Annotated in this window: 23 protein-coding genes; 11 read left to right on the forward strand and 12 right to left on the reverse strand. The window is 61.0% G+C overall.

What is annotated here, in order from left to right; translation table 11 throughout:
* Window positions 1–2 precede the first annotated feature (2 nt).
* The 5 genes from EIY72_RS02090 to EIY72_RS02110 all read right to left on the reverse strand — a co-directional run bounded on the left by EIY72_RS02090 (window position 3) and on the right by EIY72_RS02110 (window position 6362).
* Entirely contained in the window at window positions 3–851 is an 849-nt protein-coding gene (locus EIY72_RS02090) for an ABC transporter permease (RefSeq protein ID WP_093226343.1), read from the reverse strand.
* The gene (locus tag EIY72_RS02095) at window positions 848–1756 is read right to left on the reverse strand and encodes an ABC transporter permease (protein ID WP_093226346.1); all 909 of its coding nucleotides are present in this window, start codon (window positions 1754–1756) and stop codon (window positions 848–850) included. The genes EIY72_RS02090 and EIY72_RS02095 overlap by 4 nt, the downstream gene beginning before the upstream one ends.
* 203 nt (window positions 1757–1959) lie before the next feature.
* Entirely contained in the window at window positions 1960–3063 is a 1104-nt protein-coding gene (locus EIY72_RS02100; RefSeq protein WP_093226351.1) for an extracellular solute-binding protein, read from the reverse strand.
* A gap of 216 nt (window positions 3064–3279) precedes the next feature.
* Window positions 3280–4728 (reverse strand): aldehyde dehydrogenase family protein, encoded by a 1449-nt coding sequence (locus EIY72_RS02105; RefSeq protein ID WP_093226355.1) that lies wholly within the window; start codon window positions 4726–4728, stop codon window positions 3280–3282.
* Window positions 4725–6362, reverse strand: coding sequence for a 5-guanidino-2-oxopentanoate decarboxylase (locus EIY72_RS02110; protein WP_093226358.1), 1638 nt, complete (start codon window positions 6360–6362; stop codon window positions 4725–4727). The genes EIY72_RS02105 and EIY72_RS02110 overlap by 4 nt, the downstream gene beginning before the upstream one ends.
* Window positions 6363–6522: 160 nt before the next feature.
* Here EIY72_RS02110 and EIY72_RS02115 point away from each other — a divergent pair, with 160 nt between their 5' ends.
* Window positions 6523–7404 carry a LysR substrate-binding domain-containing protein gene (locus tag EIY72_RS02115; RefSeq protein WP_093226360.1) on the forward strand — a complete coding sequence of 294 codons (882 nt, stop codon included), beginning with the start codon at window positions 6523–6525 and terminating at the stop codon, window positions 7402–7404.
* A 56-nt stretch (window positions 7405–7460) separates the two neighbouring features.
* Here EIY72_RS02115 and EIY72_RS02120 read toward each other — a convergent pair whose 3' ends face one another.
* Window positions 7461–8075 (reverse strand): NAD(P)-dependent oxidoreductase, encoded by a 615-nt coding sequence (locus tag EIY72_RS02120; protein ID WP_093226363.1) that lies wholly within the window; start codon window positions 8073–8075, stop codon window positions 7461–7463.
* Between the two features lie 157 nt (window positions 8076–8232).
* Entirely contained in the window at window positions 8233–9108 is an 876-nt protein-coding gene (locus EIY72_RS02125; RefSeq protein ID WP_093226365.1) for an MBL fold metallo-hydrolase, read from the reverse strand.
* A gap of 119 nt (window positions 9109–9227) precedes the next feature.
* Between EIY72_RS02125 and EIY72_RS02130 the strand changes: the two genes are divergently transcribed.
* Together EIY72_RS02130 and EIY72_RS29825 are read left to right on the forward strand one after the other, a co-directional pair.
* Entirely contained in the window at window positions 9228–10133 is a 906-nt protein-coding gene (locus EIY72_RS02130; RefSeq protein WP_207919385.1) for a LysR family transcriptional regulator, read from the forward strand.
* 351 nt (window positions 10134–10484) lie between these two features.
* Complete coding sequence (locus EIY72_RS29825; protein WP_165939579.1) at window positions 10485–10661, forward strand: hypothetical protein; 177 nt, start codon at window positions 10485–10487, stop codon at window positions 10659–10661.
* 9 nt (window positions 10662–10670) lie between these two features.
* Here the strand turns inward: EIY72_RS29825 and EIY72_RS02135 are convergent, their stop codons facing one another.
* Entirely contained in the window at window positions 10671–11567 is an 897-nt protein-coding gene (locus EIY72_RS02135) for a helix-turn-helix domain-containing protein (protein ID WP_093226370.1), read from the reverse strand.
* Between the two features lie 323 nt (window positions 11568–11890).
* On the opposite strand from EIY72_RS02135, the gene EIY72_RS02140 reads away from it, so the two are divergent.
* Window positions 11891–13408: an MDR family MFS transporter gene (locus EIY72_RS02140; protein ID WP_093226373.1), complete on the forward strand. Its 1518-nt coding sequence runs from the start codon at window positions 11891–11893 to the stop codon at window positions 13406–13408.
* Between the two features lie 109 nt (window positions 13409–13517).
* Here the strand turns inward: EIY72_RS02140 and EIY72_RS02145 are convergent, their stop codons facing one another.
* The 4 genes from EIY72_RS02145 to EIY72_RS02160 form a co-directional block, all read right to left on the reverse strand.
* Window positions 13518–14366 carry a cache domain-containing protein gene (locus EIY72_RS02145; protein ID WP_093226376.1) on the reverse strand — a complete coding sequence of 283 codons (849 nt, stop codon included), beginning with the start codon at window positions 14364–14366 and terminating at the stop codon, window positions 13518–13520.
* A 124-nt stretch (window positions 14367–14490) separates the two neighbouring features.
* Window positions 14491–15366 (reverse strand): coiled-coil domain-containing protein, encoded by an 876-nt coding sequence (locus EIY72_RS02150; RefSeq protein WP_093226379.1) that lies wholly within the window; start codon window positions 15364–15366, stop codon window positions 14491–14493.
* Window positions 15367–15484: 118 nt separating this feature from the next.
* Window positions 15485–16477: an NAD-dependent epimerase/dehydratase family protein gene (locus tag EIY72_RS02155; RefSeq protein WP_093226382.1), complete on the reverse strand. Its 993-nt coding sequence runs from the start codon at window positions 16475–16477 to the stop codon at window positions 15485–15487.
* 54 nt (window positions 16478–16531) lie between these two features.
* Window positions 16532–17425, reverse strand: a complete 894-nt coding sequence (locus EIY72_RS02160; RefSeq protein WP_093226385.1) for a LysR family transcriptional regulator ArgP — start codon at window positions 17423–17425, stop codon at window positions 16532–16534.
* A gap of 96 nt (window positions 17426–17521) precedes the next feature.
* Here EIY72_RS02160 and EIY72_RS02165 point away from each other — a divergent pair, with 96 nt between their 5' ends.
* From EIY72_RS02165 to EIY72_RS02195, 7 genes are all read left to right on the forward strand, one after another.
* Window positions 17522–17923 (forward strand): ACT domain-containing protein, encoded by a 402-nt coding sequence (locus EIY72_RS02165; RefSeq protein WP_093226388.1) that lies wholly within the window; start codon window positions 17522–17524, stop codon window positions 17921–17923.
* Window positions 17924–17929: 6 nt separating this feature from the next.
* Window positions 17930–18532, forward strand: a complete 603-nt coding sequence (locus tag EIY72_RS02170; RefSeq protein WP_093226391.1) for a LysE/ArgO family amino acid transporter — start codon at window positions 17930–17932, stop codon at window positions 18530–18532.
* 177 nt (window positions 18533–18709) lie between these two features.
* Window positions 18710–19306 (forward strand): superoxide dismutase, encoded by a 597-nt coding sequence (locus tag EIY72_RS02175; RefSeq protein WP_093226394.1) that lies wholly within the window; start codon window positions 18710–18712, stop codon window positions 19304–19306.
* A 332-nt stretch (window positions 19307–19638) separates the two neighbouring features.
* On the forward strand, window positions 19639–21690 hold the full coding sequence (locus tag EIY72_RS02180; RefSeq protein ID WP_093226397.1) for a putative bifunctional diguanylate cyclase/phosphodiesterase: 2052 nt from the start codon (window positions 19639–19641) through the stop codon (window positions 21688–21690).
* A gap of 256 nt (window positions 21691–21946) precedes the next feature.
* The gene (locus tag EIY72_RS02185) at window positions 21947–23293 is read left to right on the forward strand and encodes an imelysin family protein (RefSeq protein WP_093226400.1); all 1347 of its coding nucleotides are present in this window, start codon (window positions 21947–21949) and stop codon (window positions 23291–23293) included.
* Window positions 23294–23482: 189 nt separating this feature from the next.
* Window positions 23483–24910 (forward strand): di-heme oxidoreductase family protein, encoded by a 1428-nt coding sequence (locus EIY72_RS02190; protein WP_093226403.1) that lies wholly within the window; start codon window positions 23483–23485, stop codon window positions 24908–24910.
* Between the two features lie 30 nt (window positions 24911–24940).
* Entirely contained in the window at window positions 24941–26005 is a 1065-nt protein-coding gene (locus tag EIY72_RS02195) for an imelysin family protein (RefSeq protein ID WP_093226406.1), read from the forward strand.
* The last annotated feature ends 4 nt before the right edge of the window (window positions 26006–26009 follow it).

Genomic DNA, 26009 nt, shown 5'->3' on the forward strand with positions numbered 1-26009 from the left:
AATCAGAACGAAACGCCGCCTTCGCCAACCAACTTTTCAAGCGCCCAGATCAGGACGAAGTCGATCAGCACGATCAGCACGGCAAACGAGAAAACGGTTGGATCGAGCGAAGACACGGTGCGGCTGTACATCCAGATCGGCACGGTCATGACGTCGATGGTGTAGAGGAAATAGGTCACGGTGAATTCGTTGAACGAGACGATAAACGCCAGCAGCATGCCCGCCAGAATCCCCGACTTCATCAGCGGTACCACCACGTCGACAATCGCCCGCATCGGTGACGCGCCGAGCATCTGCGCGGCCTCCTCCACTTCGGTGCCGATGGACAGCATGGCCGCCGTGCAGTTCTTCACCACGAACGGCAAGGCCAGGATCACGTGGGCGATCACCAGTCGCGAAGTGGTCATGTGGAACGGCAGGCTGTCGAACACCAGCAGCAGGGCCAGGCCCAATACCACCATCGGGAACACCAGCGGCAACGACATCAACTGCATTGCCACGGCCTTGCCGCGAAATTCACAGCGGGTCAGCGCATAGGCGGCGGGCACCGCGATCAGCGTGGCAAACACCATGGTCAGGCACGACACCAGCAGGCTGGTGGTCATGGCCTGGCCAAGGCTCAGCACATCGCTCGCATCCGGCGAGACGAAAGTGTGCCAGGCCGCCTTGTACCATTGCAGGCTGTAGCTGCTCGGCGGGAAGTCGAGGTTCGACGCGCCGCTGAACGACATCACGATCATGGTCAGGATCGGCAACACCGCCAGCAGCAGGATGAAGCCCGAGAGGATGCCGGCAAACTTGCCGGTTTCACCCGGCAGCAGCGACAGGCGCTTCTTGGTCAGGGTACTCATTGCGAAGCCTCCAGCAGACGGCGACGACGGCCGGTGATGTATTCGGACAAGGTCATGATCGCCAGGGTCGTGACAATCAGCACCACACCGGCAGCAGACGCCGCAGGCCAGTTCATCAACGGGGCGATCTGGTCATGCACCATCACCGCCAACATCGGCACGCGCCGGCCACCGAGCAGCAAGGGCACCACGAAACTGCTGGCGTTGTAGGCGAACACCAGGGTCGCGCCGGTGATGATGCCGGGCAGGCTCATCGGCAACACCACCTGGCGGAACACCTGGAAGCGACTGGCGCCCAGGGTGGCCGCCGCCTCTTCGTAGCTGCGGGCGACGCCGCGCATGGCGCTGGCGATCGGCAACACGGCCAACGGGAAAGCGGTTTGCACCAGGCCCATCAGCACGCCGTTCTGGTTGTACAGCAGCATGATCGGACGCTTGATCAGCCCCAGGCCCATCAGCGCCTGGTTGAGCATGCCGCCGGGGCCGAGGATCACCAGCCAGCCGTAGCTTTGCAGCAGCAGGTTGACCAGCAAGGGCAGCAACACCGCCGCAAGAAAGATCCGCCGTACGAAGGGCGAGGTCAGGCGCGACATGGTGTAGGCCACCGGGATCGCCAGCAGCACGGCAATCACCGCACTGATCAGCGCCAGGCGCAGGGTCAGCATCAGCGACTTGAGGTAATAGGGTTCGAGCAATTGGGCATAGCTGGCCAGGCTGAACCCGGACCACTCGGCGCCCTTGGTGCCCACACTCATGCGCAGCACCAGCAGGCTGGCGGCGATCAGCACACCGAGGAACAGCATCGACGGCGACAGGAAAAACCAGGCGCGCGCCGTCGGCGAAACACCGCGGTTGGCGCGCACGGGGGCGACACTCACCGGATGGGTCAGAGGTTGGTGTTCCATAGCAAAGGTCTCGTCAATGGAAAGCGGGACGACTGTGATTCGGCAAAACCTGTGGCGAGGGAGCTTGCTCCCGCTGGGTCGCGAAGCGGCCCCAATCAATCACCGCGTGAATCCAGATAGATCGCGGTGCCTGGTGTTGCGGCTGCTGCGCAGCCGAGCGGGAGCAAGCTCCCTCGCCACAAAAGAGCTGTGAATCTCAGAAATCAGGAAGAAAAGATTTCCGTGTAACGACGAATCCATTGGTCATGCACGGTGGCCAGGAAGGCGTTGTCGTGCATGATCGCCTTCTCGGCAATCTGCTCCGGCGTGAGGATGTACGGGCTCTTGCGCGCTTCGGCGGAGATGATCGCCTTGGCGTTGACCGGACCGTTGTAGATGTCCTCAGCCATCTTGCCCTGCACCAGCGGGTCAAGGGAGTGGTTGATGAAGGCGTAGGCCATGTCGGTGTCGCCCGGACGGTTCTTCGGCATCACCGACTGCATCAGGTCGGTGTAGAAACCTTCCTTCATGCCGAAGGTGGCGCTCAGGCCGTAGTTCGGGTCGCGGATCTGTTTCGGGAAGAAGGCCGGGGCGTACAGGCCACCCATGTCCAGGGAACCGGTGCGGAACAGCTCGGCGATCTGGTTCGGGTTCTCGCCCAGGGTCACCACGCGATCCTTCAGCTCGGCGAGTTTCTTGAAGCCAGGCTCGATATTGTGCTCGTCACCACCGGCCAGTTTGGCGGCGATGATGATCAGGTCCATGGCCTCGGTCCAGTTCGGCGGCGGCAGGAAGATGTTCGGTGCCGCCTCGGCGTCCCACAGGGAGGCGTAGCTGGTCGGCGCTTCTTTCTGGGTGCGGGTGCTGTAGACCAGGCTGTTGCACCACAGCAGGTAACCGATGCCGTGGCCGTTGGCGCCGGTGCGGTATTTCTCCGGCACGTCGACGATGTTGGGGATGCGATTGAGGTCGGGTTTTTCGAGGAGGTTGGCGGCGGCCAGACCTTCGGCGCCGACACCGGCCAAAGTAATGATGTCGTACTGCGGACGATCACCACCGGCCTTGAGTTTGGCGACCATCTCCGAGGTACTGCCGGTGCGGTCGGCGATGACCTTGCAGCCGTACTTGTCTTCGAAGGTTGCCGCGATGTTGCGCAGTGCGGCCAGCCCGGTGTCATCGGACCAGGTCAGCAGACGCAGGGTCTTGCCGGCAAAACGTGTGTCACTGGCATTAGCCTTGATGAACGGCATGCTCATCGCCGCTGCTGCCACCGAGGCTACGCCTACGGTCTTGATGAATTGACGCCTGTTCAGATCATGCTCGCCCATAACGGACTCCCTTTGTTTTTGTAGGTATAAGGCAGGTCGAAACTGTTGCATCCGCGCGGCTGGATCAGCATTTCCCCCCGTATTTTCGGGGCTTTGCCGAACCAGCTGGCTCATCCTGAGGTCGTGTAAAACCTCTGACTATCGATAAAAACTCATTGAAGCCATGACGCCGGCGCATGCCTCATCGGGAGGCATGCGCACACCTTTTTCGTGCCGTCAGACGGCGCGAATCACGTGTTTGATTTCCTGGAATGCCTGCAAGCCCCACGGCCCCAATTCGCGGCCGATGCTGCTCTGCTTGTAACCACCCCAGGCGGTCTGCGGGAAGATCACCTGCGGTGCATTGATCCACACCAGGCCCGCCTGCAAGGCGTTGGCGACACGGTCAGCGGTCTCGGCATTGCGCGTGACTACGCTTGCGACCAGACCGAACTGGCTGTCGTTGGCCAGGGCAATCGCCTCGGCTTCGGAAGCGAAACTGCGCACGCAGATCACCGGGCCGAAAATCTCCTCGTTCCACAGCGCACTGCTCTGGGGCACGTCAGTGAACACCGTCGGCTGCAAGAAATAACCGCGCGGCAAATGCGCCGGGCGATTACCGCCGCACACCAGTCGGGCGCCAGCACTCAGACCACGATCGATATGGCCCAGCACGCGCTGGTATTGCGCCTGGTTGACCAGTGCGCCCATTTCCACGTCCGGATCGAACGGGTCGGCGACGCGAATGGCTTCGGCACGAGCCTTCACTCGAGTCAGGAATTCATCGGCCAGTTCATCGGCAACCAGCACGCGGCTGGTGGCGGAGCACATTTGTCCGGCGTTGAAGAAACCACCACCGCAGGCCACGTCCACCGCCAGGTCGAGATCGGCATCCGCCAGCACCAACAGCGAAGATTTGCCACCCAGCTCCAGGCTCACGCCCTTGACCGTTTCCGCCGCCCGCTGCATGACTTGCACGCCGACCGCGTTGCTGCCGGTGAACGACACCTTGGCGATGCGCGGGTCCGCCGAGAGTGGCGCGCCCACGGCCAAACCGGTACCGCACACCAGGTTGAACACGCCGGCCGGTACACCGGCCTCAGCGATGATGGTTGCCAGTTCCAGCTCCGGCAGCGGCGTCACTTCCGACGGCTTGAGCACCACGCAGCAACCGGCGGCCAGGGCCGGGGCGAGTTTCCATGCGGTGGTGACCATGGGAAAGTTCCACGGCACGATCAGGCCGACCACACCGCACGGCTCGCGGCGCAGGCGTGCGCTGAAATCGTCGGTGGGCAGCTCGACAGTGCTGTCCTGTTTGGCGTCCAGGCCTTCGGCGAGACCGGCGTAGTACTCGAACGTGGCGATCACATCGTCGACGTCAATGGTCGCTTCGAACTGTGGCTTGCCGTTGTTGCTCGATTGCAGGTGCATCAGTTTTTCGCGATTGGCCTGCACGCCAGCTGCGATCTTGCGCAGAATCGCACCACGTTCGGCGCCGGTGGTTTTCGACCAGTCGGCGAACGCTTTGGTCGCGGCACCGACAGCTTGATCGACCGCATGTTCGTCACCGCCATTGACCGTGGTCAGCAGCGCTTCGGTCGCCGGGTTGATCACCCGCAGGTGTTCATTGCCGGCCGACCATTGGCCATTGATGTACAGGCCGTCGAGGTTGGTTGGGAAACTCATTTCGACACCGCCTTCATCCACTCGCGCTGGTCGATTTCAATCAGGGTCGGGCCCTGACGATCCGAGGCCGCACGCAGTGCGCCACGCAGTTGCTCGACGCCGCTGACCGCTTCGGCGGCGCATCCCAGGGCCTTGGCAACACCGATGAAGTCCGGGGTGTAGATGTCCACGCCCACTGGCTCGATGGCGCGGTTGACCATGTATTTCTTGATCTCTTCGTAACCCTGGTTATTCCACAGCAGCACGATCACCGGGGTGCGCGCTTCGACGGCGCTGGCCAGTTCCGGCAGGGTGAATTGCAGACCGCCGTCGCCGATCAGGCACACCACTGGCGGACGCGTGCCGTTTTCGGCGCTGCCGCCGAGCCAGGCGCCAATCGCCGCCGGCAGTGCGTAACCGAGGGTGCCGTAGCCGGTGGACGAGTTGAACCAGCGACGCGGACGCTCCGGGTTGAAGGTCAGGTTGCCGGTGTACACCGGTTGCGTGGAGTCGCCGACGAACACCGCATTCGGCAGTTCGTGCAGCACGGTTTCGAGGAAGCGGGTCTGGGCCAGGGTTGGCGCATCCCAGGTGGTGGCCAGTTCTTCGCGCAAACGCGCGGCACGCACCTGGCCCCAATCGTTGCGACGTTCAGCCAGCGATTTGTGCGACAGCGCACTGAGCAAGGCTTGTGCAGCGTTGCGCGAATCAGCTACCAGAGCTACGTGCGGCGGGTAGTTGCGCACGGTCTGGTCCGGGTCGATGTCGATGCGCAGCAGCTTGCCGGGAATCTCGAAACCACCGGCGAAGGTCACATCGTAATCGGTCTCGGCCAGTTCGGTGCCGATGGCCAGCACCACGTCAGCTTCAGCGACCAATGCGCGAGTGGCGACCAGGCTCTGGGTCGAGCCGATCAGCAGCGGGTGAGCGGACTCCAGCATGCCCTTGGCGTTGATGGTCAGCGCGACCGGAGCGTCCAGCAGTTCGGCCAGTTCGGTCAGCTCGGCAGCGGCATCGATGGCACCGCCACCGGCGAGGATCAGCGGACGCTGGGCGCCAGCGAGCAATTCGGTCATGCGCGAAACAGCGCTCGGCGAAGCGCCGGCGCGGTCGATATTGACCGGCAGGCTGGCGAGCAGGTCATCCGCCTCTTCCACCAGCACGTCCAACGGAATTTCGATGTGCACCGGACGCGGACGACCGGCCTGGAACAGCGCGAAAGCACGGGCCAGTACGACCGGCAACTCCGCCGCCGACATCAGGGTGTGGGAAAACGCGGCAACGCCTGCACACAGCGCGCTCTGGTTCGGCAGCTCATGCAGCTTGCCGCGACCGCCGCCCAACTGGCTGCGCGATTGCACGCTGGAGATCACCAGCATCGGGATCGAATCAGCGTAGGCCTGGCCCATGGCGGTGGTGATGTTGGTCATGCCGGGGCCGGTGATGATGAAGCACACACCCGGCTTGCCGCTGGTGCGGGCGTAGCCGTCGGCCATGAAGCCGGCGCCTTGTTCATGACGAGGGGTGACGTGGTTGATGCTCGAACGGGCCAGCCCGCGATACAGCTCCACGGTGTGAACCCCGGGAATGCCGAACACCTGCTCGACCCCGTAGTTTTCGAGTAACTTGACCAATACTTCGCCGCACGTCGCCATGTGAATTGCCCTTCTTGTTCGTTTGAGACGCCGGGCATGCGCTGTGTTTATGATGGATTGGCAGGCCCGGGAATGGCCTCATTGGAACGGGCGACACGTAGCCGCAACAATGGATAAAAAGTCATACTAGCCATGTCCTCACGTCATACCTTGGATCTCCATGAAACGACTGCCTCCCCTGCCGGCGCTGCACACTTTTCTGATTACCGCGCAGTGCTGCAACTTCACCCGTGCTGCCGAACAGCTGTTTATCACCCAGGGCGCGGTCAGTCGGCAGATCGCCGGGCTGGAGGACTTTCTCGGATATGAACTGTTCGTCCGCCAGGCACGAGGCCTGGACCTGACGGCAGAAGGACGCGAATGGCTGCCACGGGTGCAACAGATTTTCGCCTTGATCGACGAAGCCGTAGAGCAGACCGGCGAGAAGCGCGAGACCCTGCAACTGAAGGCCCCAACCTGCGTCATGCGCTGGTTGCTGCCGCGTTTGCTGCAATGGCAGAAGGAGCGTCCGGAGGTGCCCGTGGAACTGACCACCACGGTCAAGCACGGTGTGGATTTCCATCGCGAGCAGTTCGACGCAGCAGTGATGTACGGCCCGCCGCCGGACGGTTCGCTGGTGTCGCAAAAACTCTTCGATGAACAACTCACGCCGGTGTGTTCCAGACCGATGCTCGAAGGCCCCACGCCTTTGCAGTCACCGGCCGACCTGCAACAGCACCTGTTGCTGCATCCGACCCGGGATGAACGGGACTGGAAGGCCTGGCTGAAGGCTGCCGACGTGCACTTGACCAACGTCGGCAAGGGCCAGCATTTCGAAACCCTGGACCTGGCAATGTCGATGGCGTCACAAGGCACGGGGGTGGCGATTGGCGATTGGTCGCTGATCGGCGATGACCTGGATGCCGGACGGCTGGTCATGCCTTTCGATCTGAAGGTGACAACGGGGTTGGGGTATTACCTGGTATTCCCGGAAAAACCCGCGCCTTCGCCGAAGTTGCGCGAATTGATGGGCTGGTTGGTGGAGCAGGCGCAGTCGCGCTAAGCGCGAATTCCCCCTGTGGGAGCGAGCTTGCTCGCTCCCACAAATGATCCGGGAACTCAGTACCCGACAGCAAAGCGCTGCCGCGAATGCTTCGGTGCTTCCACCTCATCGAGCATCGCAATCGCGTAATCGGCAAAGGTTATCCAGCTTCGCCCTGCACTGCTCACCAGCAAATCATCCTTGCCGATTCGGAATGATCCAGTGCGCTCGCCCTCGACAAACTCCGCCGACGGCGACAGGAAGGTCCAGTCCAGCTCCTTTTCCTGACGCAGATTTTCCAGGAACAACGCACCGGCGCCCGCCTCGGCCTTGTACTCGTCCGGAAAGCCCTTGCTGTCGATCACCCGCGTGCCGTCCGGCAACAACAGCGAACCGGCACCGCCCACCACCAGCAGGCGTTTGACCCCGGCCGCTTTCACCGGCCCGACCACCGCGCTGGCTGGCAAGGTGGCGAAATGCGCAGCGCTGATTACCACGTCATGCCCCTTGATCGCCGCTTGCAACGCGGCGGAATCGAGTGCATCGACATTCTTGCCGACCACACCGTCACGGGAACCGATTTTCGAGGTATCACGGGCGATGGCAGTGACGCTGTGGCCGCGACGCAGGGCTTCTTCCAGCAACTGGCTACCGGCACGACCGGTGGCGCCGATGATTGCGATTTTGCTCATGATGCTCTCCAGACAGGGTTGGCTTGATAAATTTTCTGTGGCGAGCGAGCTTGCTCGCGTTGGGCTGCGCAGCGGCCCCAAAAATCTTGCGAGTGCTGCGCACTCGAGCGGGAGCAAGCTCCCTCGCCACAAATGCGGCTGCAAAAATGTGTGTGGATCACCACTTCATCTCGCCCTTGGCGACCTTCGCGCTCAGCTCCAGGGAGCTTTCATCACCCAGGGTCGGATAGCGCTTCTTCATCGCGGCGATCAATGCCGCAGAATCTTTTGCCTTGGCGGCCTCTTCATCGAACGCCTTGATGTAGTCAGCAGTGAACTGCACCGCTGCCAGCGAATGGTTGCCGTTGCCGAGGAAATGCCCCGGCACCACGGTTTTCGGTTTCAGGGTTTCGATGGAATGCAGCGTAGCCAACCAATCGGCATGGGACTGCGCGCTTTGGGTGTCGGCCATCCACAGGTGAATGCCTTGCGCCACCACGACACCGCCGACCACGGCCTTGATCGACGGAATCCACACGAAGCTGCGGTCCGGTTGCGGACCCTCAAGTCCGACCACCTGCAACTTCTGCCCTTCAAGGATCAGGCTGTCCCCCTTGAGCACCTCGGGCACCAGGGTTTTGGCCGGTACATCCGCGCCCATCTTCGGTCCCCAGAACGCCAGTTTGCCGTCGACGGTGTGCTTGATGTGGTCAACGGTCGGCTGCGAGGCGAGCACCCTGGCCTTGGGGAATGCCGCGGTCAGGGTGTCGAGGCCGAAGTAGTAATCGGGATCACCATGGCTGATGTAGATAGTGGTCAGTTGCTTGCCGCTGGCGCGGATTTTTTCCACCAGTTGTTCGGCCTGGGATTTGCCGAATTGCGCGTCCACCAGGATTGCATCTTTCTCACCGCTGACCAGCACCGAGGTCACCGGGAAAATCGCTTTTTCGCCGGGGTTGTAGACATCCAGCGTCAAGGTCGATGCACTGGCGTGGGCGGCGAAGCCGAGGACAGTGGCCAGGAATACGCGTTTGAAAGAGGTGAAGCCGATCATTGTTCACACCGTTATCAGAATGGAGAAGCCGAGTGGGCATGGGCACAAAGCTTAGTTGCCTGACTCAGTACAAAAAATGCGATGCTTGGACATAGTTTGTTTCTGAAAGCGGGCAAATCATGGATCGTCTACAAGCAATGCGCGTGTTCGTCACGGTGGTCGACCTCGGCAGCCAGTCGGCGGCGGCCGATCATCTGGAGCTCTCGCGGCCAGTGGTATCGCGTTATCTGGCGGAACTGGAAGACTGGGTCGGCGCACGCCTGATGCATCGCACCACACGCAAGTTGAGCCTGACCGCCGCCGGCAATGAAATCCTGCCGCGCTGTCGGCAGATGCTCGACTTGACTGCCGACATGCAAGCCGCCGTCAGTGAACCGGACGATGCGCCACGCGGGCTGCTGCGCATCAGCGTCAGTACTTCCTTCGGCCAGGCACAACTGGCGGACGCCATGGCGGCGTACGTCAAACGCTACCCCGGTGTCAGCGTCGACCTGCAGATGCTCGATCGCACAGTGAACCTGGTGGATGAACGCATCGATCTGGCGATCCGCACCAGCAATGACCTCGACCCGAACCTGATCGCCCGCCGCCTGACAGTCTGCCGCTCGGTGATTTGCGCCTCCCCCGCTTACCTGCGCGAACATCCGGCGCCACAACGGGTCGAGGACCTGAGCCGGCATAACTGCCTGACCCATTCCTATTTCGGTAAAAGCCTGTGGCATTTCGAGCAGGACGGCGAGCCGGTGTCGATACCGGTGCAAGGCAACATCAGCGCTAACGAGGCCAGCACCTTGTTACGCGCAACCATCGCCGGCGCCGGGGTGGCCATGCTTCCTACCTATCAGGCGGGTGTGCATATCCACAGCGGCGAGCTGGTGCGCCTGCTGCCCGCCGCCGAACCCCGGCAGATGAACGTGTACGCGGTGTATGCCTCGCGCAAGCACATGCCGGCGGCGCTGCGCAGCTTGCTGGATTTTCTGGTGGAAAGGTTTCCGCAGGAACCGGCGTGGGATATTGGCCTGTAACAGAAACCTCCGTTTGGGAGCTAATGCCGTTCAATTAAGCAGATCTTCAGTTAGTGAGTTGACCTGTGGAGAGAGAGCTCGCTCCCGTTTGAGTGCGTAGCACTCACAAAAATATGCTGGAATGCCGATTTTTCGGGGCCGCTGCGCAGCCCAACGCGAGCAAGCTCGCTCGCCACGAGAACTGGAAATGCTCAAGATTTGCTTGAGTGAACAGCACTCTCATGAGGGAACCGGCTTGTTGGCTCCAAGGCACCATCAATGTGTTGAATACCGCGTTATCGCTGGCAACCCGGCGCCGCTGACCTATGCTCAAAGTAATACCCAAGGGTATGCGTTCAGAGGTCAAACGCCATGAACATCAAAACAAGAAGATACATCGCCATCTTCCTCACCTGTGCGTTCACGCTCGGGCTCTACGGTGCTGCGGCCTGGCGAGTGGAACAGTTGCGCAACCTGCCCCGCGAATACGCGAGCTGCAACTTCGAGCGTTGCATCCCGCATAACGCGACTCTCAACGCCCTGCGCTGATGCAAAGGCTCAGGTGTCGGTGTCCTGATCGGCCTTCAAGCGGTCGCGGAAGGCTTTGGGTGAAATTCCCACTCTGCGCCGGAACAGCCGGGTGAAGTTGGTCGGATCGGAAAAGCCCAAGACATCGGACATTTCATAGATGGTCATGCTGGTGTAGGTCAGCAGGCGCTTGGCCTCGAGCAGTTGCCGCTCATGCATGATCTGCAAGGCCGGTTGCCCCGCCAGTTCACGGCAAGTGCCGTTGAGGTGCGACACGGAAATGCCCAATCGATGGGCCAGGTCCTCGACCTTGACGTGCTGCCGGTACGTCTCTTCCACCAACTGAATAAATCCGTTGAGGTATTCCCGGGCTCGTTGTGGTCGTGCCTGTGCCGTACGCCGCTGAAGCACCTGGCGGCTGAGCCAGACGACGATCACGCTCAGCAGCGAATGCATGAGCATTTCCCGCGCCGGCTGATGGCTGTTGTATTCGTTCTGCAAGGCACTGAACAGGCTGTCGAGGTACCCGCCGTCCTTGCCGGCCGGGTAACTGTCGGCCTGCTCCAGGGCATTGAACGAATGCCCCAGTTGCACCTGCAGTTGAGCCACCAGCGGTGCTGCCAGTGTCACCACATACCCTTCCACGTCCTCGGAAAAGCGAAAACCATGCACCGACAAGGGTGGCAGGATCTGGATCGCCGGTTCCGTCAGATTTGAACGCTGGCCTTCGATTTCAAGCTCTGCCTGACCTTTGAAAACGAAGAGCAACTGGCACAAATCGGCATGACGGTGCGGATTGATGTGCCAATGATGTTCACGGCTGCGTTTGGAAATGGTTTCGCAATGAAGCAGATCGGGGGTCGGCCACTCCAGGCTTTCCCCATAGAGTTTGAATACTGGAATCGAAGGCAGGTCAGGCTTGTTCATCACGTCAATCCAGGCCTCGGAGTTGATGACGGGCGATAATCGCACCGATTGGCAGAATGCACAGGGCTCGCTTCAGTTTTCATCTCCAATTGACGGGCTCACGAGGAAAAATTGCAAGCGCTCGTCCTGCAAAAGTCAGCTCCGCCCGTCAGTCATCGTTGCGCGGTCGATCAAATGTAACGGCTATGTGTAGATAACTTCATGTTGGAAAACATGGCGTGCTTGCGTGCGAGGCTATCGAATAGCTGCCTACCGATTTAAACTGGCCCATATTCCCCGTTCGTTCCACCCGGGCGGGTCAATTTCTGTCCGCAGGTTCCCCCGTGACCAATCTTCACCAGCCTGACACGCCTAAACCGGCCATCCGCAGCGTGCTGATCGCCTTGATGCTGGCGATCTTCCTCGGCGCACTGGACCAGACCATCGTCGCCGTTTCCATGCCGGCCATTTCCGCGCAATTCAAGGATGTCAGCCTGTTGGCCTGGGTGATCTCCGGCTACATGGTGGCAATGACGGTGGCGGTGCCGATCTACGGCAAACTGGGTGACCTGTACGGGCGGCGCAAGCTGATGCTGTTCGGCATGGGTTTGTTCACCTTGGCCTCGGTGTTCTGCGGCATGGCCCAGAGCATGGAGCAACTGGTGCTGGCGCGGATTTTCCAGGGCATTGGCGCCGGCGGCATGATTTCGGTGAGCCAGGCGATCATCGGCGACATCGTGCCGCCCCGCGAACGGGGTCGCTATCAGGGTTACTTCAGCAGTATGTATGCCGTGGCCAGCGTCGCCGGGCCGGTGCTCGGCGGCTACATGACCGAATACCTGTCGTGGCGCTGGGTGTTCCTGATCAACCTGCCGCTGGGTTTGGGGGCGTGGCTGGTGGCCAACCGCACCCTGGTCGGCCTGCCGATTCCGCAACGCAAACCGGTGATCGATTACCTCGGGACGTTGCTGATGATCATCGGCCTGACCGCGTTGCTGCTGGGCATCACCCAGGTCGGCCAGGGTCATTCGTGGCGCAGCAGCGAAGTGCTGGCCCTGCTCGCCAGTGCCGTGCTGGTGCTGGGCTTGTTCGTCGCTCACGAACGGCGGGCGCGGGAGCCGTTGCTGCCCATGCACCTGTTCGCAAACCGCAATGCAATCCTGTGCTGGTGCACGATTTTCTTCACCAGCTTCCAGGCCATTTCATTGATCGTATTGATACCGCTGCGCTTTCAAAGTGTGACCGGCGCTGGCGCCGACAGTGCCGCGCTGCACCTGCTGCCACTGGCCATGGGGCTGCCGATCGGTGCGTATTTCGCCGGTCGCCGGACCTCGGTCACCGGTCGCTACAAACCGATGATTCTCACCGGCGCCCTGCTGATGCCGATCTCGATTCTCGGCATGGCCTTCAGCGCGCCGCAAGCCGTGGTGCTGAGCAGCCTGTTCATGTTGCTCTGCGGGATTTCCTCGGGCATGCAGTTCCCGACGTCGTTGGTGGGGACGCAGAACTCGGTAGCACAACGGGACATAGGCGTGGCCACCAGCACCACCAACCTGTTCCGTTCGCTGGGTGGCGCAGTGGGCGTGGCCTTGATGTCGGCGCTGTTGCTGGCGCTGTTGCAGGATTCCAGTTTCGCGCACCTGGCCGGTTCTTCCTTGATGGCCGAGGGCAGTTCGGGGAATGTGTTGCTTGATGGTTTGAACGCCGCACCGGGTGATGCCCAGAACGCCTTGCGCGCCGAGCTGCTGCTGACATTCCGGCATCTGCTGATGGTCAGCGCGGCAGTGTCGTTGCTGGGATTGGCGGCGGCGATTGCCATGCCGAACATGCTGTTGCGTGGGCGGGAGGACAAGGCCAAGTAATCACATCGGGCTAACTGCATTCACGAGCAAGCTCGTTCCCACAAGGGTTCTTCGTAGATCAATGTGGGAGCGAGCCTGCTCGCGGAAGCGACTTTTCAGACAATCTCCGTCAAGGGCTGTAATACCCGACTGCTACCAGAAAGTGCCCGACCTTCTTCAGGTACGCATGCTTGTTCTCGACCTTGCCGGTCACCGGGTTTTTCCAGCGGTATTCATACTCGCCATGGTCCTGCGTCGCCATCATTGCCAGGATCGGTTCACCCACCGGCTTGTCTTCCGGGTCTTCGATCTTGCTGAAATCGGTGTTGATCAAACGCAGATTGGTGCCGTGAGCCACGTAGCGTTTGGTGTCCAGATCGACCACAAACACGTACAGGTCATCCTGCAAATAGCCGCCCTTGAGGGAATTGATCGCCGTCAACGTGCCTTTCTCGTCCTTGGCCAGATCCATCGCCGCCTTGTTGAGAAGGGCCATCGCCTGCTCCGCTGAAGCGCGCGGCATGTAATAGCCCACGGCCAGGATCCGGTCGCCGACGCGCTGGTAGTAGACATGCTTGCGTTCGACCTTGCCGTCGGCCCAGTTCTGCCAGCGATATTCGGCCTGCTGAATGCCGTTGCCCTCAGGAACCTTCAGCGCATCCTTGAAGGTTTTCTGCAGGTCCGGCCCCAGGACCTCCGACACGTCCCGGCCAATCAGCGCCGAAGAAGGCCCGCCGCTGGCGAGCATCACACCCTTGGTGTCGAGGACAAAGACATAACGGTCCTTGTCGACGAATTCGCCCTGACGACTGAACGCCGCAAAGGCCTTGTCGCCATTGTCGTGGTAGTAGGCCAGGGCTTTTTCCAACAAGGCGACGGCCGCTTTGCTGTCATCCTTTTCCGTCCCGGCGGCGTGAACCTGACCCAGGCACAGCACCAGCATGCCGCACAGCCAGGTCAATTTATGCAGAAACCCCATTGCGCATCCCTCGTCTTGTTGGTGTTTTCAAGAGCGTAGACGGCAATGGGGCATGTATGGATATTCAGCGAAGAGCAGTGTGCGGACAAACCCTTTGCCGGCCAAGCCGGCAAAGGGACGTGACTCATTGGCGGGCGCGCAGTTGCTGCTGCAGGTTTTGAATCTGCGCCTGCAGGGTGTTGATGTTGCGGGTGACCTGACCCCGGAACGCATCGAACTCGGCAGTGTTGGTCGAACCCGGCGCTGCAACCGGGCGATTGTCCTGCTCGCTCTTGAGCACAATCATGTCCTGTTCCAGACGCTCGATGGCGGCGCTCGGGTTGCCTTGTTTCTTCAAGGTGGCGATATCGGCGCTCAGGCTCTTGAGCTGGGCATCGACTTTTTCCGGATCGGTCGCCGCGCTTTTAAGTGCGGTCAGTTCACTGCTCAGGGTTTTGACCTGCGCCTGCAGCTGCGTATTGGCGGCCTGTTGCTCGGTGTTCTGTGCGGTCAACTGTGCCAGGCGCTTGTCCAGCTCGGTGGTTTGCGCGGTCATCTGCGCCAGACGTTTGTCCAGCTCGGACGCCTGCCCGGCCACGCCTTGCTGCTGGGTGCTCTGGTCCTGCAGACGGTTTTCCAGTTGCTTGATTTGCAACTTCAAGGCTTCGCTGTCGGTGGTGACGTTGGTCTGGCTAGCGACAACCTTGCCGGAAATGTCCTGCAAGCGCCCCGCCGCTTCCTCACTGATGCGCGCGAAACTTTCCTGGGTCGCCACCAGTTGCTGCTCCATCAGCGAAATCTGCTGAAAGCTCCACCAGGCGAGGCCTGCGAACGCGAAGAACAAGGCACCAACCAGGGCCCACAACGGCCCGGTACTGGCCGACTTGACCTTGACCACCGGCGCAGTGCGCGAATGCACCGCCGTGCGCGTGCTGGGCGGAAAGTCATCGTCGTCGAGCACGTCTGCACGCAAGCTGGGCACATTGTCAAAGTCGTCGTTGGCATCGTTTCGCATGGGCATTGAATCAACCTTTGTGAATCACATGATGGCTTTGTGCCGCGCAGTATAAACCCCACAGCCGCATTCATTGACCTTTAAGCCCGGTACCCGGTTCAACAAGGGGGTGCTGCAAGCTTTTTCAGCGAATGTCCTGGGCCTTCCACCAGCCACAGAACTCGTCGAGCGCCGTCCACAGGCTGACCTTGGGATCGTAATCCAGATAGTGCCGGGCGCGGCTGATGTCCAGGGTGAAATTTTTGTTCATCACTTGCATGCTCAAGCGCGACAAAGTCGGCTCGGGGCGCCCCGGCCACAATTTGCAAACGCCCTCGTTGAGCGCGGCAACGCTGTAGGCCAGGCCGTAGGAACGGTACTTGGTCACCTGCGGGACTTCCATTTTTCGCATGACGTAATTGACCACATCCCACAAAGGCACCGGCGTACCGTTGCTGATGTTGTAGGCCTTGCCCAACGCAGAGCCACTGGCCAGCAAGCTGCTGAGCAACGCCTCGTTGAGGTTTTGCACGCTGGTGAAATCGACCTTGTTCAGGCCATTGCCGATGATTGCCACGCGGCCCTTGCGTTGCATGTTCAGCAGGCGCGGGAAGATGCTCATGTCGCCGGCCCCGGTGACGAAGCGCGGGCGCAGGGCCAGGGTTTCCAGGCCGAACTCCTGGGCACCGAAGACCTTCTGCTCGGCCAGGTACTTGGTGGCTGCATAGTGATGCTTGAAGCGTTTGGGCACCTGTTCTTCAGTCAGGTCGAGATGGTCACGGCCATCGAAGTAGATCGACGGCGACGACAGATGCACCAGGCGCCGAACCCGCTGCTTGAGGCAGGCTTCGACGACGTTTTCGGTGACCTGGACATTGCCCTGATGGAAATCCTGGTAGCGCCCCCACAAACCCACCGCGCCGGCGCAATGCACCACGGCCTCGACATCCGAACACAGCTCGCGTGCCAGCTCCGGGTCACTCAGATCGCCCTGGATGAACTCGGCGCCACGGCGCACCAGGTGCTCCACGCTTTCGGCCCGGCGACCGTTGACCCGTACGTCCAGGCCCTGCTCCAGGGCGAAACGCGCAAAGCGTCCGCCGATGAAGCCGCTTGCGCCAGTGACCAGAATTTTCATGTAGTGCTCCGAATATTTCGTTTTACGTATTGCGTGTGGACTTGACGCTGCCGATCAGTCCAACGGCACCAGCCATTGTTTCGAGGCGCTTACCAATTGCTCGGTGAGCAAGCCCAGTAACTGACCGCCATTGCGCCAATGATGCCAGTACAGCGGCACATCGATGGGTTTATCTGGCAACAGCTCAAGCAAGGTGCCGCGTTCAAGTTGCTCGCGCACCTGTAATTCCGGAACCAGGCCCCAGCCGAGTCCGGCTTCGGTCAAGCGGATAAAACCTTCCGAGGAAGGACATAGATGGTGTTCGAATCCGCCGACCACGCCCAGCGACGCGAGGTAGCGATGTTGCAGAAAGTCGTCCGGGCCGAATACCAGCGCCGGCGTGCGGGCCAATTGCTCGGCGCGCACGCCATCGGGAAAATGCCGGGCCAGAAACGCCGGGCTGGCCAGCGCCCGATAGCGCATCGCCCCCAGCAACACGCTGCGCGCACCGGCCACCGGGCGCTCACTGGCACACACGCACGCGGCCACTTCGCCGGCACGCATGCGTTTGAGGCCGACGGTCTGGTCCTCGACCACCAGGTCCATCAATAGATGCTGCTCTGCGCAAAACTCGCCCACAGCCTGTGCCCACCATGTGGCGAGGCTGTCGGCGTTCAAGGCAATCCGCAGGCGCTCCGGCAGCCCTTCTTCATCCAGTGCCGGCACCAGGCTTTGCAGATCCCGCTCCAGTAAACGTACCTGCTGCACATGGTTGAGCAGACGCCGACCGATCTCGGTGGGTGTTGGCGGTGTGGCCCGCACCAGGACCGGTTGGCCGACCCGTGCCTCCAGCAATTTGATGCGTTGCGAGATCGCCGATTGCGACAGCCCCAGTACTTGCGCTGCGCGCTCGAAACCGGCTTGTTCGACCACGGCGGCCAGGGCAGAGAGTAATTTGTAGTCGAACATCAGTTTTCCTAATGAGCGATCAGCATGATTTGTTTTTCTTATACAGCGTTTGCACTGAAAATGCCCGGCAAGCACTCTTGAACAAGGAACACCACAATGGCTGGCGAAACTTCATTGGCAACGCTGCTGCGCAGCATGAGCCCGCAACTCAACGCTGGCGAATACGTGTTTTGCACCCTGCGCGACGGGCAACTGCCGGCGGATCTGGACATCATCGGCAGCTTTCGCGAACAGGAAGGTCTGACGCTGATCCTGGAACGATCCCAGGCCGAACAGGCCGGATTCACCTTCGACTACATCGCCGCCTGGATCACCCTGAACGTGCACTCGGCCCTCGAAGCGGTTGGCCTGACGGCTGCGTTCGCCACGGCACTGGGCAAGGCCGGCATCAGCTGCAACGTGATTGCCGGCTACTACCACGACCATTTGTTTGTCGGTCTGGCCGATGCCGATCGCGCCCTGCAAGTGCTGCGCGATCTGGCCGCCAACGGGGAGTAAACCAGCATGTGGCAAAGTTATGTAAATGGCCTGTTGGTGGCCTTCGGCCTGATCATGGCCATCGGTACGCAGAATGCGTTCGTCCTCGCGCAAAGCCTGCGGCGGGAACATCACCTGCCGGTTGCCGCGCTCTGCGTGATCTGCGATGCGATCCTGGTGGCCGCCGGGGTGTTCGGTCTGGCCAGCGTGCTGGCGCACAATCCGACACTGCTGGCGATTGCCCGCTGGGGCGGCGCAGCATTTTTGATCTGGTACGGCAGCCAGGCGCTGCGTCGGGCATTTTCAAAACAGAGTCTGCAACAGGGCGAGAACCCGACTGTGCGCTCGCTACGGGCGGTCATGCTCAGCGCCTTGGCGGTGACGTTGCTCAACCCGCACGTGTACCTCGACACCGTGCTGCTGATCGGCTCCCTCGGTGCACAACAGACCGAACCGGGTGCCTACGTGGTAGGCGCGGCGAGTGCATCATTGCTGTGGTTCTTCACCCTGGCCCTGGGTGCCGCCTGGCTGGCGCCGTGGCTTGCCCGACCGAGCACCTGGCGCATTCTCGACCTGCTGGTGGCGATCATGATGTTCGCGGTAGCGTTGCAATTGATCAGCGCCGGCTGACTTATTCCAAAAGGCTCTGGAACCTCTATTCCACACAGTTGTTGCGTGGTTATGCCGCCACCCCGGTGCTATGATCCCAATCCCTGCGCCGCAAAGAGTACAAACTCCCCGGCGCTTGTCTGGCCGCCCGTGATCGGCCTTGCGCTCACCGCAACTGACCTGATTAGGAGAATCAAGATGGCTTTCGAATTGCCGCCACTGCCGTACGCACACGATGCCCTGCAGCCGCACATTTCCAAGGAAACGCTGGAATACCACCACGACAAGCACCACAACACCTACGTCGTGAACCTGAACAACCTGGTGCCAGGCACCGAGTTCGAAGGCAAGACCCTGGAGCAGATCGTCAAGACCTCCTCGGGCGGTATCTTCAACAACGCCGCTCAGGTCTGGAACCACACCTTCTACTGGAATTGCCTGGCGCCAAACGCCGGCGGTCAACCAACCGGCGCGCTGGCTGAAGCCATCAACGCTGCGTTCGGTTCGTTCGACAAGTTCAAGGAAGAGTTCAGCAAGACTTCCATCGGCACCTTCGGTTCCGGTTGGGGCTGGCTGGTGAAAAAGGCTGACGGTTCCCTGGCCCTGGCCAGCACCATCGGCGCCGGCAACCCGCTGACCAACGGCGACACTCCGCTGCTGACCTGCGACGTCTGGGAACACGCCTACTACATCGACTACCGCAACGTTCGTCCAAAATACGTAGAAGCGTTCTGGAACCTGGTGAACTGGAAATTCGTAGCTGAGCAGTTCGAAGGCAAGACCTTCACCGCTTAAGCTCGACGCCAGTCAAAAAAACCCGGCTTTTGCCGGGTTTTTTTTTGATACTTTTCGAAGAATTATCTGACAATAAAACCAGCCCTTTCCCCCCTTGCTCCAACGCCACAGGCGGCTAACATCAAATCAACGGAAAAAAACTCTTTATCCCGCTCAAGTTGAAGGACTCGACAACCGACACAGTGCTAATAGGCTAGCAATATAAGACAGCTGCATAACGGCCAGGCTGCAGGCAAAATCCCTCAGGGATCATTGACCCTTTGACTGCCATTACGGGATTGCCAATACTCATGGCAACTTGATGCTACCCGCACGGAACAAGGAATAACCCTTTGAAGCTGGAACTCAAGAACAGCTTGTCGGTGAAGTTGCTCCGGGTCGTGCTCCTGTCGGCATTGATCGTCGGTGTGGTCTTGAGCTGCGCGCAGATTGTTTTCGATGCCTATAAAACCCGGCAGGCCGTCGCTGGCGATGCCGAGCGTATCCTCGACATGTTCCGTGACCCTTCGACCCAGGCCGTGTACAGCCTCGACCGCGAGATGGGCATGCAGGTGATCGAAGGCCTGTTTCAGGATGACGCGGTACGCCAGGCGTCCATCGGCCATCCCAATGAAGCGATGCTCGCGCAAAAATCCCGCGACCTGCAGCATTCCAACAGCCGCTGGCTGACCGACCTGATTCTCGGCCAGGAACGCACTTTCACCACCCAACTGGTCGGGCGTGGGCCGTACAGTGAGTATTACGGCGACTTGAGCATCACCCTCGACACCGCCACTTATGGGCAGGGTTTCATTGTCAGCTCGGTGATCATTTTCATCTCCGGCGTGCTGCGCGCCCTGGCAATGGGCCTGGTGCTGTACCTGGTCTATCACTGGCTGTTGACCAAGCCGCTGTCGCGGATCATCGAACACCTCACGGAAATCAATCCGGACCGCCCAAGCGAACACAAGATTCCACAGCTCAAGGGTCACGAAAAGAACGAACTGGGTATCTGGATCAATACTGCCAACCAGTTGCTCGAATCCATCGAGCGCAATACCCACCTGCGCCATGAAGCGGAAAACAGCCTGCTGCGCATGGCCCAGTACGACTTCCTTACCGGCCTGCCGAACCGTCAGCAACTGCAGCAGCAACTGGACAAGATCCTCGTCGACGCCGGCAAACTGCAGCGTCGTGTCGCGGTGTTGTGTGTCGGCCTCGATGACTTCAAGGGCATCAACGAACAATTCAGCTACCAGACCGGCGACCAACTGCTGCTGGCCCTGGCCGATCGCCTGCGCGCCCACAGTGGACGCCTCGGCGCCCTCGCCCGCCTGGGTGGCGACCAGTTCGCCCTGGTTCAGGCCGATATCGAGCAGCCCTACGAAGCCGCAGAACTGGCACAAAGCATTCTCGACGACCTGGAGGCGCCCTTCGCCCTCGATCATCAGGAGATTCGCCTGCGCGCTACCATCGGCATCACCCTGTTCCCCGAGGACGGTGACAGCACCGAGAAGTTGCTGCAAAAGGCCGAGCAGACCATGACCCTGGCCAAGACCCGGTCGCGCAATCGCTACCAGTTCTATATCGCCAGCGTCGACACCGAGATGCGCCGCCGTCGCGAGCTGGAAAAAGACTTGCGAGACGCGCTGCTGCGCAACCAGTTCTACCTCGTCTACCAGCCGCAGATCAGCTACCGCGACAATCGCGTGGTCGGTGTCGAAGCGCTGATTCGCTGGCAGCACCCCGATCACGGCCTGGTACCGCCGGACCTGTTCATCCCGCTGGCCGAACAAAACGGCACCATCATCGCCATCGGTGAATGGGTGCTGGACCAGGCCTGCAAGCAACTGCGCGACTGGCACGACCTGGGCTTCAGCGAACTGCGCATGGCGGTCAACCTGTCCACGGTGCAACTGCACCACGCCGAGCTGCCGCGGGTAGTCAACAACCTGCTGCAGATGTATCGCCTGCCACCCCGCAGCCTGGAGCTGGAAGTCACTGAAACCGGCCTGATGGAAGACATCAGCACCGCCGCCCAGCATCTGCTCAGCCTGCGTCGTTCCGGCGCGTTGATCGCCATCGACGACTTCGGCACCGGTTATTCGTCCCTGAGCTATCTGAAAAGCCTGCCGCTGGACAAGATCAAGATCGACAAGAGCTTCGTGCAGGACCTGCTCGATGACGATGACGACGCCACCATCGTTCGCGCGATCATTCAGCTGGGCAAGAGCCTGGGCATGCAGGTGATTGCCGAAGGCGTGGAAACCACCGAGCAGGAGGCCTACATCATCTCCGAAGGCTGCCACGAAGGTCAGGGTTATCTCTACAGCAAACCCCTGCCGGCGCGGGAGTTGAGCGTTTACCTGAAACAGGCCCAGCGCAGTAACGCCGCCATCCTGTAATCCCGCCACACCCCATGTGGGAGCGAGCTTGCTCGCGATGGACGCGAACGAAAACGCGTACATCCCGGATGCACTCGCTGCCCGTTGGCTCATCGCGAGCAAGCTCGCTCCCACCGAAAAGCCGTGTCCTTGGCCGGGCAAATAAGAAATATTTCCAACCCCAACCCTTTACACATAATGCGAAAGATTTGCATTATGTCGCAGTTTTGCGCGCGCAAAGCGCCCGTCCACCCCCTATCGAAGCAGGATGTTCGCCATGATTCGTATGCCCCTGGCTACCGCCAGTCTGTTGGCCATCGCTATTGCCCTCGCCGGTTGCGGCGAAGGCAAAGACAAAGAAAAAGCTGCTGCGCCTGCACCGGCCGCCGCTGCTGCATCGGCCCCGGCCGCTGCACCTGCCGCGAACGGTAAAGTCGACGAAGCAGCGGCCAAAGCCGTTGTCGCCCACTACGCCGACATGGTTTTCGCCGTTTACAGCGATGCCGAATCCACCGCGAAAACCCTGCAAACCGCCGTTGATGCCTTCCTCGCCAAGCCGAACGCCGACACCCTGAAAGCCGCCAAGGCCGCCTGGGTTGCTGCACGCGTACCTTACCTGCAGAGCGAAGTCTTCCGCTTCGGCAACACCATCATCGACGACTGGGAAGGTCAGGTGAACTCCTGGCCCCTGGACGAAGGCCTGATCGACTACGTCGACAAGTCCTACGAGCACGCCCTGGGTAACCCGGGTGCCACCGCCAATATCATCGCCAACACTGAAATCCAGATCGGCGAAGACAAGGTCGACGTCAAGGACATCACCCCGGAAAAACTCGCCAGCCTGAACGAGCTGGGCGGTTCCGAGGCCAACGTCGCCACTGGCTACCACGCGATCGAATTCCTGCTCTGGGGCCAGGACCTGAACGGCACCGGCCCTGGCGCCGGCAACCGTCCGGCTTCGGACTACCTGGAAGGCGCTGGCGCCACCGGTGGCCACAACGACCGTCGTCGTGCCTACCTGAAAGCCGTGACCCAACTGCTGGTCAGCGACCTGGAAGAAATGGTCGGCAACTGGAAGCCGAACGTGGCCGACAACTACCGCGCCACCCTGGAAGCCGAACCGGCTGAGAGCGGCCTGCGCAAAATGCTCTTCGGCATGGGCAGCCTGTCCCTGGGCGAACTGGCGGGCGAGCGCATGAAAGTGTCCCTGGAAGCCAACTCCCCGGAAGACGAACAGGATTGCTTCAGCGACAACACCCACAACTCGCACTTCTACGATGCCAAAGGCATTCGTAACGTGTACCTGGGCGAATACACTCGTGTCGACGGCACCAAGATGACCGGCGCCAGCCTGTCGTCCCTGGTGGCCAAGGCTGACCCGGCTGCCGACACCGCGCTGAAAGCCGATCTGGCTGCCACCGAAGCCAAGATCCAGGTCATGGTCGATCATGCCAACAAGGGTGAGCACTACGACCAGTTGATCGCTGCCGGCAACACGGCCGGTAACCAGATCGTGCGCGACGCCATCGCGTCCTTGGTCAAGCAGACCGGTTCGATCGAAGCCGCAGCCGGCAAACTGGGTATCAACGACCTGAACCCGGACAACGCTGATCACGAATTCTGATCACCGCTGGCTGAATGAAAAAGGCGACCTTCGGGTCGCCTTTTTCGTGCCTGCACCTATGCCCCCTGTAGGAGCGAGCTTGCAGGTGAACACTTGCCCCATATCAAGCAAACGATAATTCCTCTTATTCAAATTCCCATCCCCTGTTAGACTTTGCGCCCTTGTTTTGCTCGCCCCGCAGGATGTCTGATGCCCCCGCTGCCTCTTCGCTTGTCCGCACTGTTTCTGGCCCTGGGCCTGAGTGCCTGCGATGACGCCCCGCGTTTCACCCAGGCAGAACCCGGTGAGGCCCGCTCCGGTGGCAGCACGACCGTGCGCAAGACCGATCAGAATGCCTTCTCGCTGCCCTCCGCCAACCTGCCGCCATCCCGTCGGGTGGACTTCAGCGTCGGCAACAGTTTCTTTCGCAGTCCCTGGGTGATCGCACCCTCGACCACCACCGCCCGCGACGGCCTCGGCCCGTTGTTCAACACCAACGCCTGTCAGGGTTGCCACATCAAGGATGGCCGTGGTCATCCACCGGGACCCGGCGACGCGAATGCCGTATCGATGCTGGTGCGTCTGTCGATTCCCGACGCTCCTGCCTACGCGAAAGTCATCGAGCAGCTCGGTGTCGTGCCTGAACCCGTGTACGGCGGCCAGTTCCAGGACATGGCCGTCCCCGGCGTCGCGCCCGAAGGCAAGGTACGGGTCGATTACACGCCGGTGCCGGTCCGCTTCAAGGACGGCACACTGGTCGAACTGCGCAAACCGAGCCTGAACATCACTCAACTGGGCTATGGCCCGATGCACCCGGATACCCGTTTCTCGGCACGGGTGGCCCCGCCCATGATCGGTCTGGGCCTGCTCGAAGCCATCCCCGAAGAGGCGATTCTGGCCAATGCCGAGACTCAGGCGAAAGCGAAGAACGGCATAGCCGGACGCCCGAATCACGTCTGGGATGACGCTCAGCAAAAGACCGTCCTCGGACGATTTGGCTGGAAAGCCGGGCAACCGAACCTCAATCAACAAAATGTTCACGCGTTTTCTGGTGATATGGGCCTCACCACCAGCCTGAGACCCTTTGATGACTGCACGGACGCGCAAACTGCCTGCAAACAGGCGCCCAATGGCAATGGCCCGAATGGCGAGCCGGAAGTCAGCGACAACATCCTCCGCCTGGTGCTGTTCTACACCCGTAACCTCGCCGTACCGGCACGCCGCGATGTCAACGCGCCCGAAGTGCTGGCCGGCAAGAACCTGTTCTATCAGGCCGGCTGCCAGAGCTGTCACACCCCCCAATACACCACGGCCGCCAACGCCGCAGAACCTGAACTGGCCAATCAAGTGATTCGCCCCTACAGCGATCTGCTGCTGCATGACATGGGCGAAGGCCTGGCCGACAACCGCACGGAATTCCAGGCCGGTGGCCGCGACTGGCGCACCCCGCCGTTGTGGGGCATCGGTCTGACCCAAGCGGTCAGCGGACATACGCAATTTCTGCATGACGGTCGCGCCCGCAATCTGCTCGAAGCCGTGCTCTGGCATGGCGGCGAGGCACAGGCGGCGCAGCAACAGGTTCTGTCTTTCAATGTCGAGCAGCGCGCTGCGTTGCTGGCGTTTTTGAATTCCCTTTAACACCCCCCAAGCCTTCCGCGGGAGCCCAAGATGTTTCGTCCCAAATTACTGTTCACCAGCCTTGCCGCCCTTGCCCTGGGCGCTTGCTCGCCACAGGACCCGCAAGCGGTCACCTCGGCGGCCATCGCCAAATCGGTGATCCTGCCGACCTACACCCGCTGGGTTGAGGCCGATCGCCAATTGGCCGTTAGCGCGCTGGCCTACTGCGAAGGCAAGGAAACCCTGGAAACGGCCCGTGCCGACTTCCTGCACGCGCAAAAAGCCTGGGCCGAGCTGCAACCGCTGCTGATCGGGCCGCTGTCTGAAGGCAACCGCTCCTGGCAAGTGCAGTTCTGGCCGGACAAGAAAAACCTGGTCGGCCGTCAGGTCGAGCAACTGGTCACCGCCCAGCCGCAAATCGATGCCGCCGCCCTGGCCAAGTCCAGCGTCGTCGTGCAAGGCCTGTCGGCCTACGAATACATTCTGTTCGACAGCAAACCTGACGTGGCCAACGCTGAGCAGAAAGCCAAATACTGCCCGCTGCTGGTGGCCATCGGCGAGCGTCAGAAGCAACTGGCTGAAGAGATCCTGAAGAGCTGGAACAACACTGACGGCATGCTCGCGCAAATGAGCAAGTTCCCGAACCAGCGCTACGCCGACTCCCACGAGGCCATCGCTGACCTGCTGCGCGTGCAGGTAACGGCCATCGACACCCTGAAGAAAAAGCTCGGCACGCCGATGGGCCGCCAGAGCAAGGGCGTGCCGCAGCCGTTCCAGGCCGACGCCTGGCGTAGCCAGCAATCGCTGACCGGTATGGAAGCCAGCCTAGCGGCCGCCAAAACCGTCTGGGAAGGCGTCGACAACAAGGGCCTGCGCAGCCTGTTGCCGAGCGAGCAAAAGCCGCTGGCCGACAAGATCGATGCCGCGTACGCCGCTTCGCTGAAACTGTTCGCCAGCAACCAGCGCTCGCTGACCGAAATGCTCGGTGACGATGCCGGTCGCCAGCAACTCAACGATCTGTATGACAGCCTCAACGTCGTCCATCGCCTGCACGAAGGCGAACTGGCCAAGGCGCTGGGCATTCAACTGGGCTTCAACGCCAACGATGGTGACTGATGAG

Source organism: Pseudomonas vancouverensis, assembly GCF_004348895.1.
GTDB classification, from domain to species: domain Bacteria; phylum Pseudomonadota; class Gammaproteobacteria; order Pseudomonadales; family Pseudomonadaceae; genus Aquipseudomonas; species Aquipseudomonas vancouverensis.

What these genes read in the sequence shown, in the direction of transcription:
- EIY72_RS02135 (WP_093226370.1), bottom strand. Translation starts at nt 11,567, where the DNA reads ATGAACAAGCCTGACCTGCCTTCGATTCCAGTATTCAAACTCTATGGG.
- EIY72_RS02155 (WP_093226382.1), bottom strand. Translation starts at nt 16,477, where the DNA reads ATGAAAATTCTGGTCACTGGCGCAAGCGGCTTCATCGGCGGACGCTTT.
- EIY72_RS02185 (WP_093226400.1), top strand. Translation starts at nt 21,947, where the DNA reads ATGATTCGTATGCCCCTGGCTACCGCCAGTCTGTTGGCCATCGCTATT.
- EIY72_RS02195 (WP_093226406.1), top strand. Translation starts at nt 24,941, where the DNA reads ATGTTTCGTCCCAAATTACTGTTCACCAGCCTTGCCGCCCTTGCCCTG.
- EIY72_RS02095 (WP_093226346.1), bottom strand. Translation starts at nt 1,756, where the DNA reads ATGGAACACCAACCTCTGACCCATCCGGTGAGTGTCGCCCCCGTGCGC.
- EIY72_RS02115 (WP_093226360.1), top strand. Translation starts at nt 6,523, where the DNA reads ATGAAACGACTGCCTCCCCTGCCGGCGCTGCACACTTTTCTGATTACC.
- EIY72_RS02100 (WP_093226351.1), bottom strand. Translation starts at nt 3,063, where the DNA reads ATGGGCGAGCATGATCTGAACAGGCGTCAATTCATCAAGACCGTAGGC.
- EIY72_RS02165 (WP_093226388.1), top strand. Translation starts at nt 17,522, where the DNA reads ATGGCTGGCGAAACTTCATTGGCAACGCTGCTGCGCAGCATGAGCCCG.
- EIY72_RS29825 (WP_165939579.1), top strand. Translation starts at nt 10,485, where the DNA reads ATGAACATCAAAACAAGAAGATACATCGCCATCTTCCTCACCTGTGCG.
- EIY72_RS02145 (WP_093226376.1), bottom strand. Translation starts at nt 14,366, where the DNA reads ATGGGGTTTCTGCATAAATTGACCTGGCTGTGCGGCATGCTGGTGCTG.
- EIY72_RS02175 (WP_093226394.1), top strand. Translation starts at nt 18,710, where the DNA reads ATGGCTTTCGAATTGCCGCCACTGCCGTACGCACACGATGCCCTGCAG.
- EIY72_RS02150 (WP_093226379.1), bottom strand. Translation starts at nt 15,366, where the DNA reads ATGCCCATGCGAAACGATGCCAACGACGACTTTGACAATGTGCCCAGC.
- EIY72_RS02110 (WP_093226358.1), bottom strand. Translation starts at nt 6,362, where the DNA reads ATGGCGACGTGCGGCGAAGTATTGGTCAAGTTACTCGAAAACTACGGG.
- EIY72_RS02130 (WP_207919385.1), top strand. Translation starts at nt 9,228, where the DNA reads ATGGATCGTCTACAAGCAATGCGCGTGTTCGTCACGGTGGTCGACCTC.
- EIY72_RS02090 (WP_093226343.1), bottom strand. Translation starts at nt 851, where the DNA reads ATGAGTACCCTGACCAAGAAGCGCCTGTCGCTGCTGCCGGGTGAAACC.
- EIY72_RS02120 (WP_093226363.1), bottom strand. Translation starts at nt 8,075, where the DNA reads ATGAGCAAAATCGCAATCATCGGCGCCACCGGTCGTGCCGGTAGCCAG.
- EIY72_RS02160 (WP_093226385.1), bottom strand. Translation starts at nt 17,425, where the DNA reads ATGTTCGACTACAAATTACTCTCTGCCCTGGCCGCCGTGGTCGAACAA.
- EIY72_RS02170 (WP_093226391.1), top strand. Translation starts at nt 17,930, where the DNA reads ATGTGGCAAAGTTATGTAAATGGCCTGTTGGTGGCCTTCGGCCTGATC.
- EIY72_RS02190 (WP_093226403.1), top strand. Translation starts at nt 23,483, where the DNA reads ATGCCCCCGCTGCCTCTTCGCTTGTCCGCACTGTTTCTGGCCCTGGGC.
- EIY72_RS02105 (WP_093226355.1), bottom strand. Translation starts at nt 4,728, where the DNA reads ATGAGTTTCCCAACCAACCTCGACGGCCTGTACATCAATGGCCAATGG.
- EIY72_RS02125 (WP_093226365.1), bottom strand. Translation starts at nt 9,108, where the DNA reads ATGATCGGCTTCACCTCTTTCAAACGCGTATTCCTGGCCACTGTCCTC.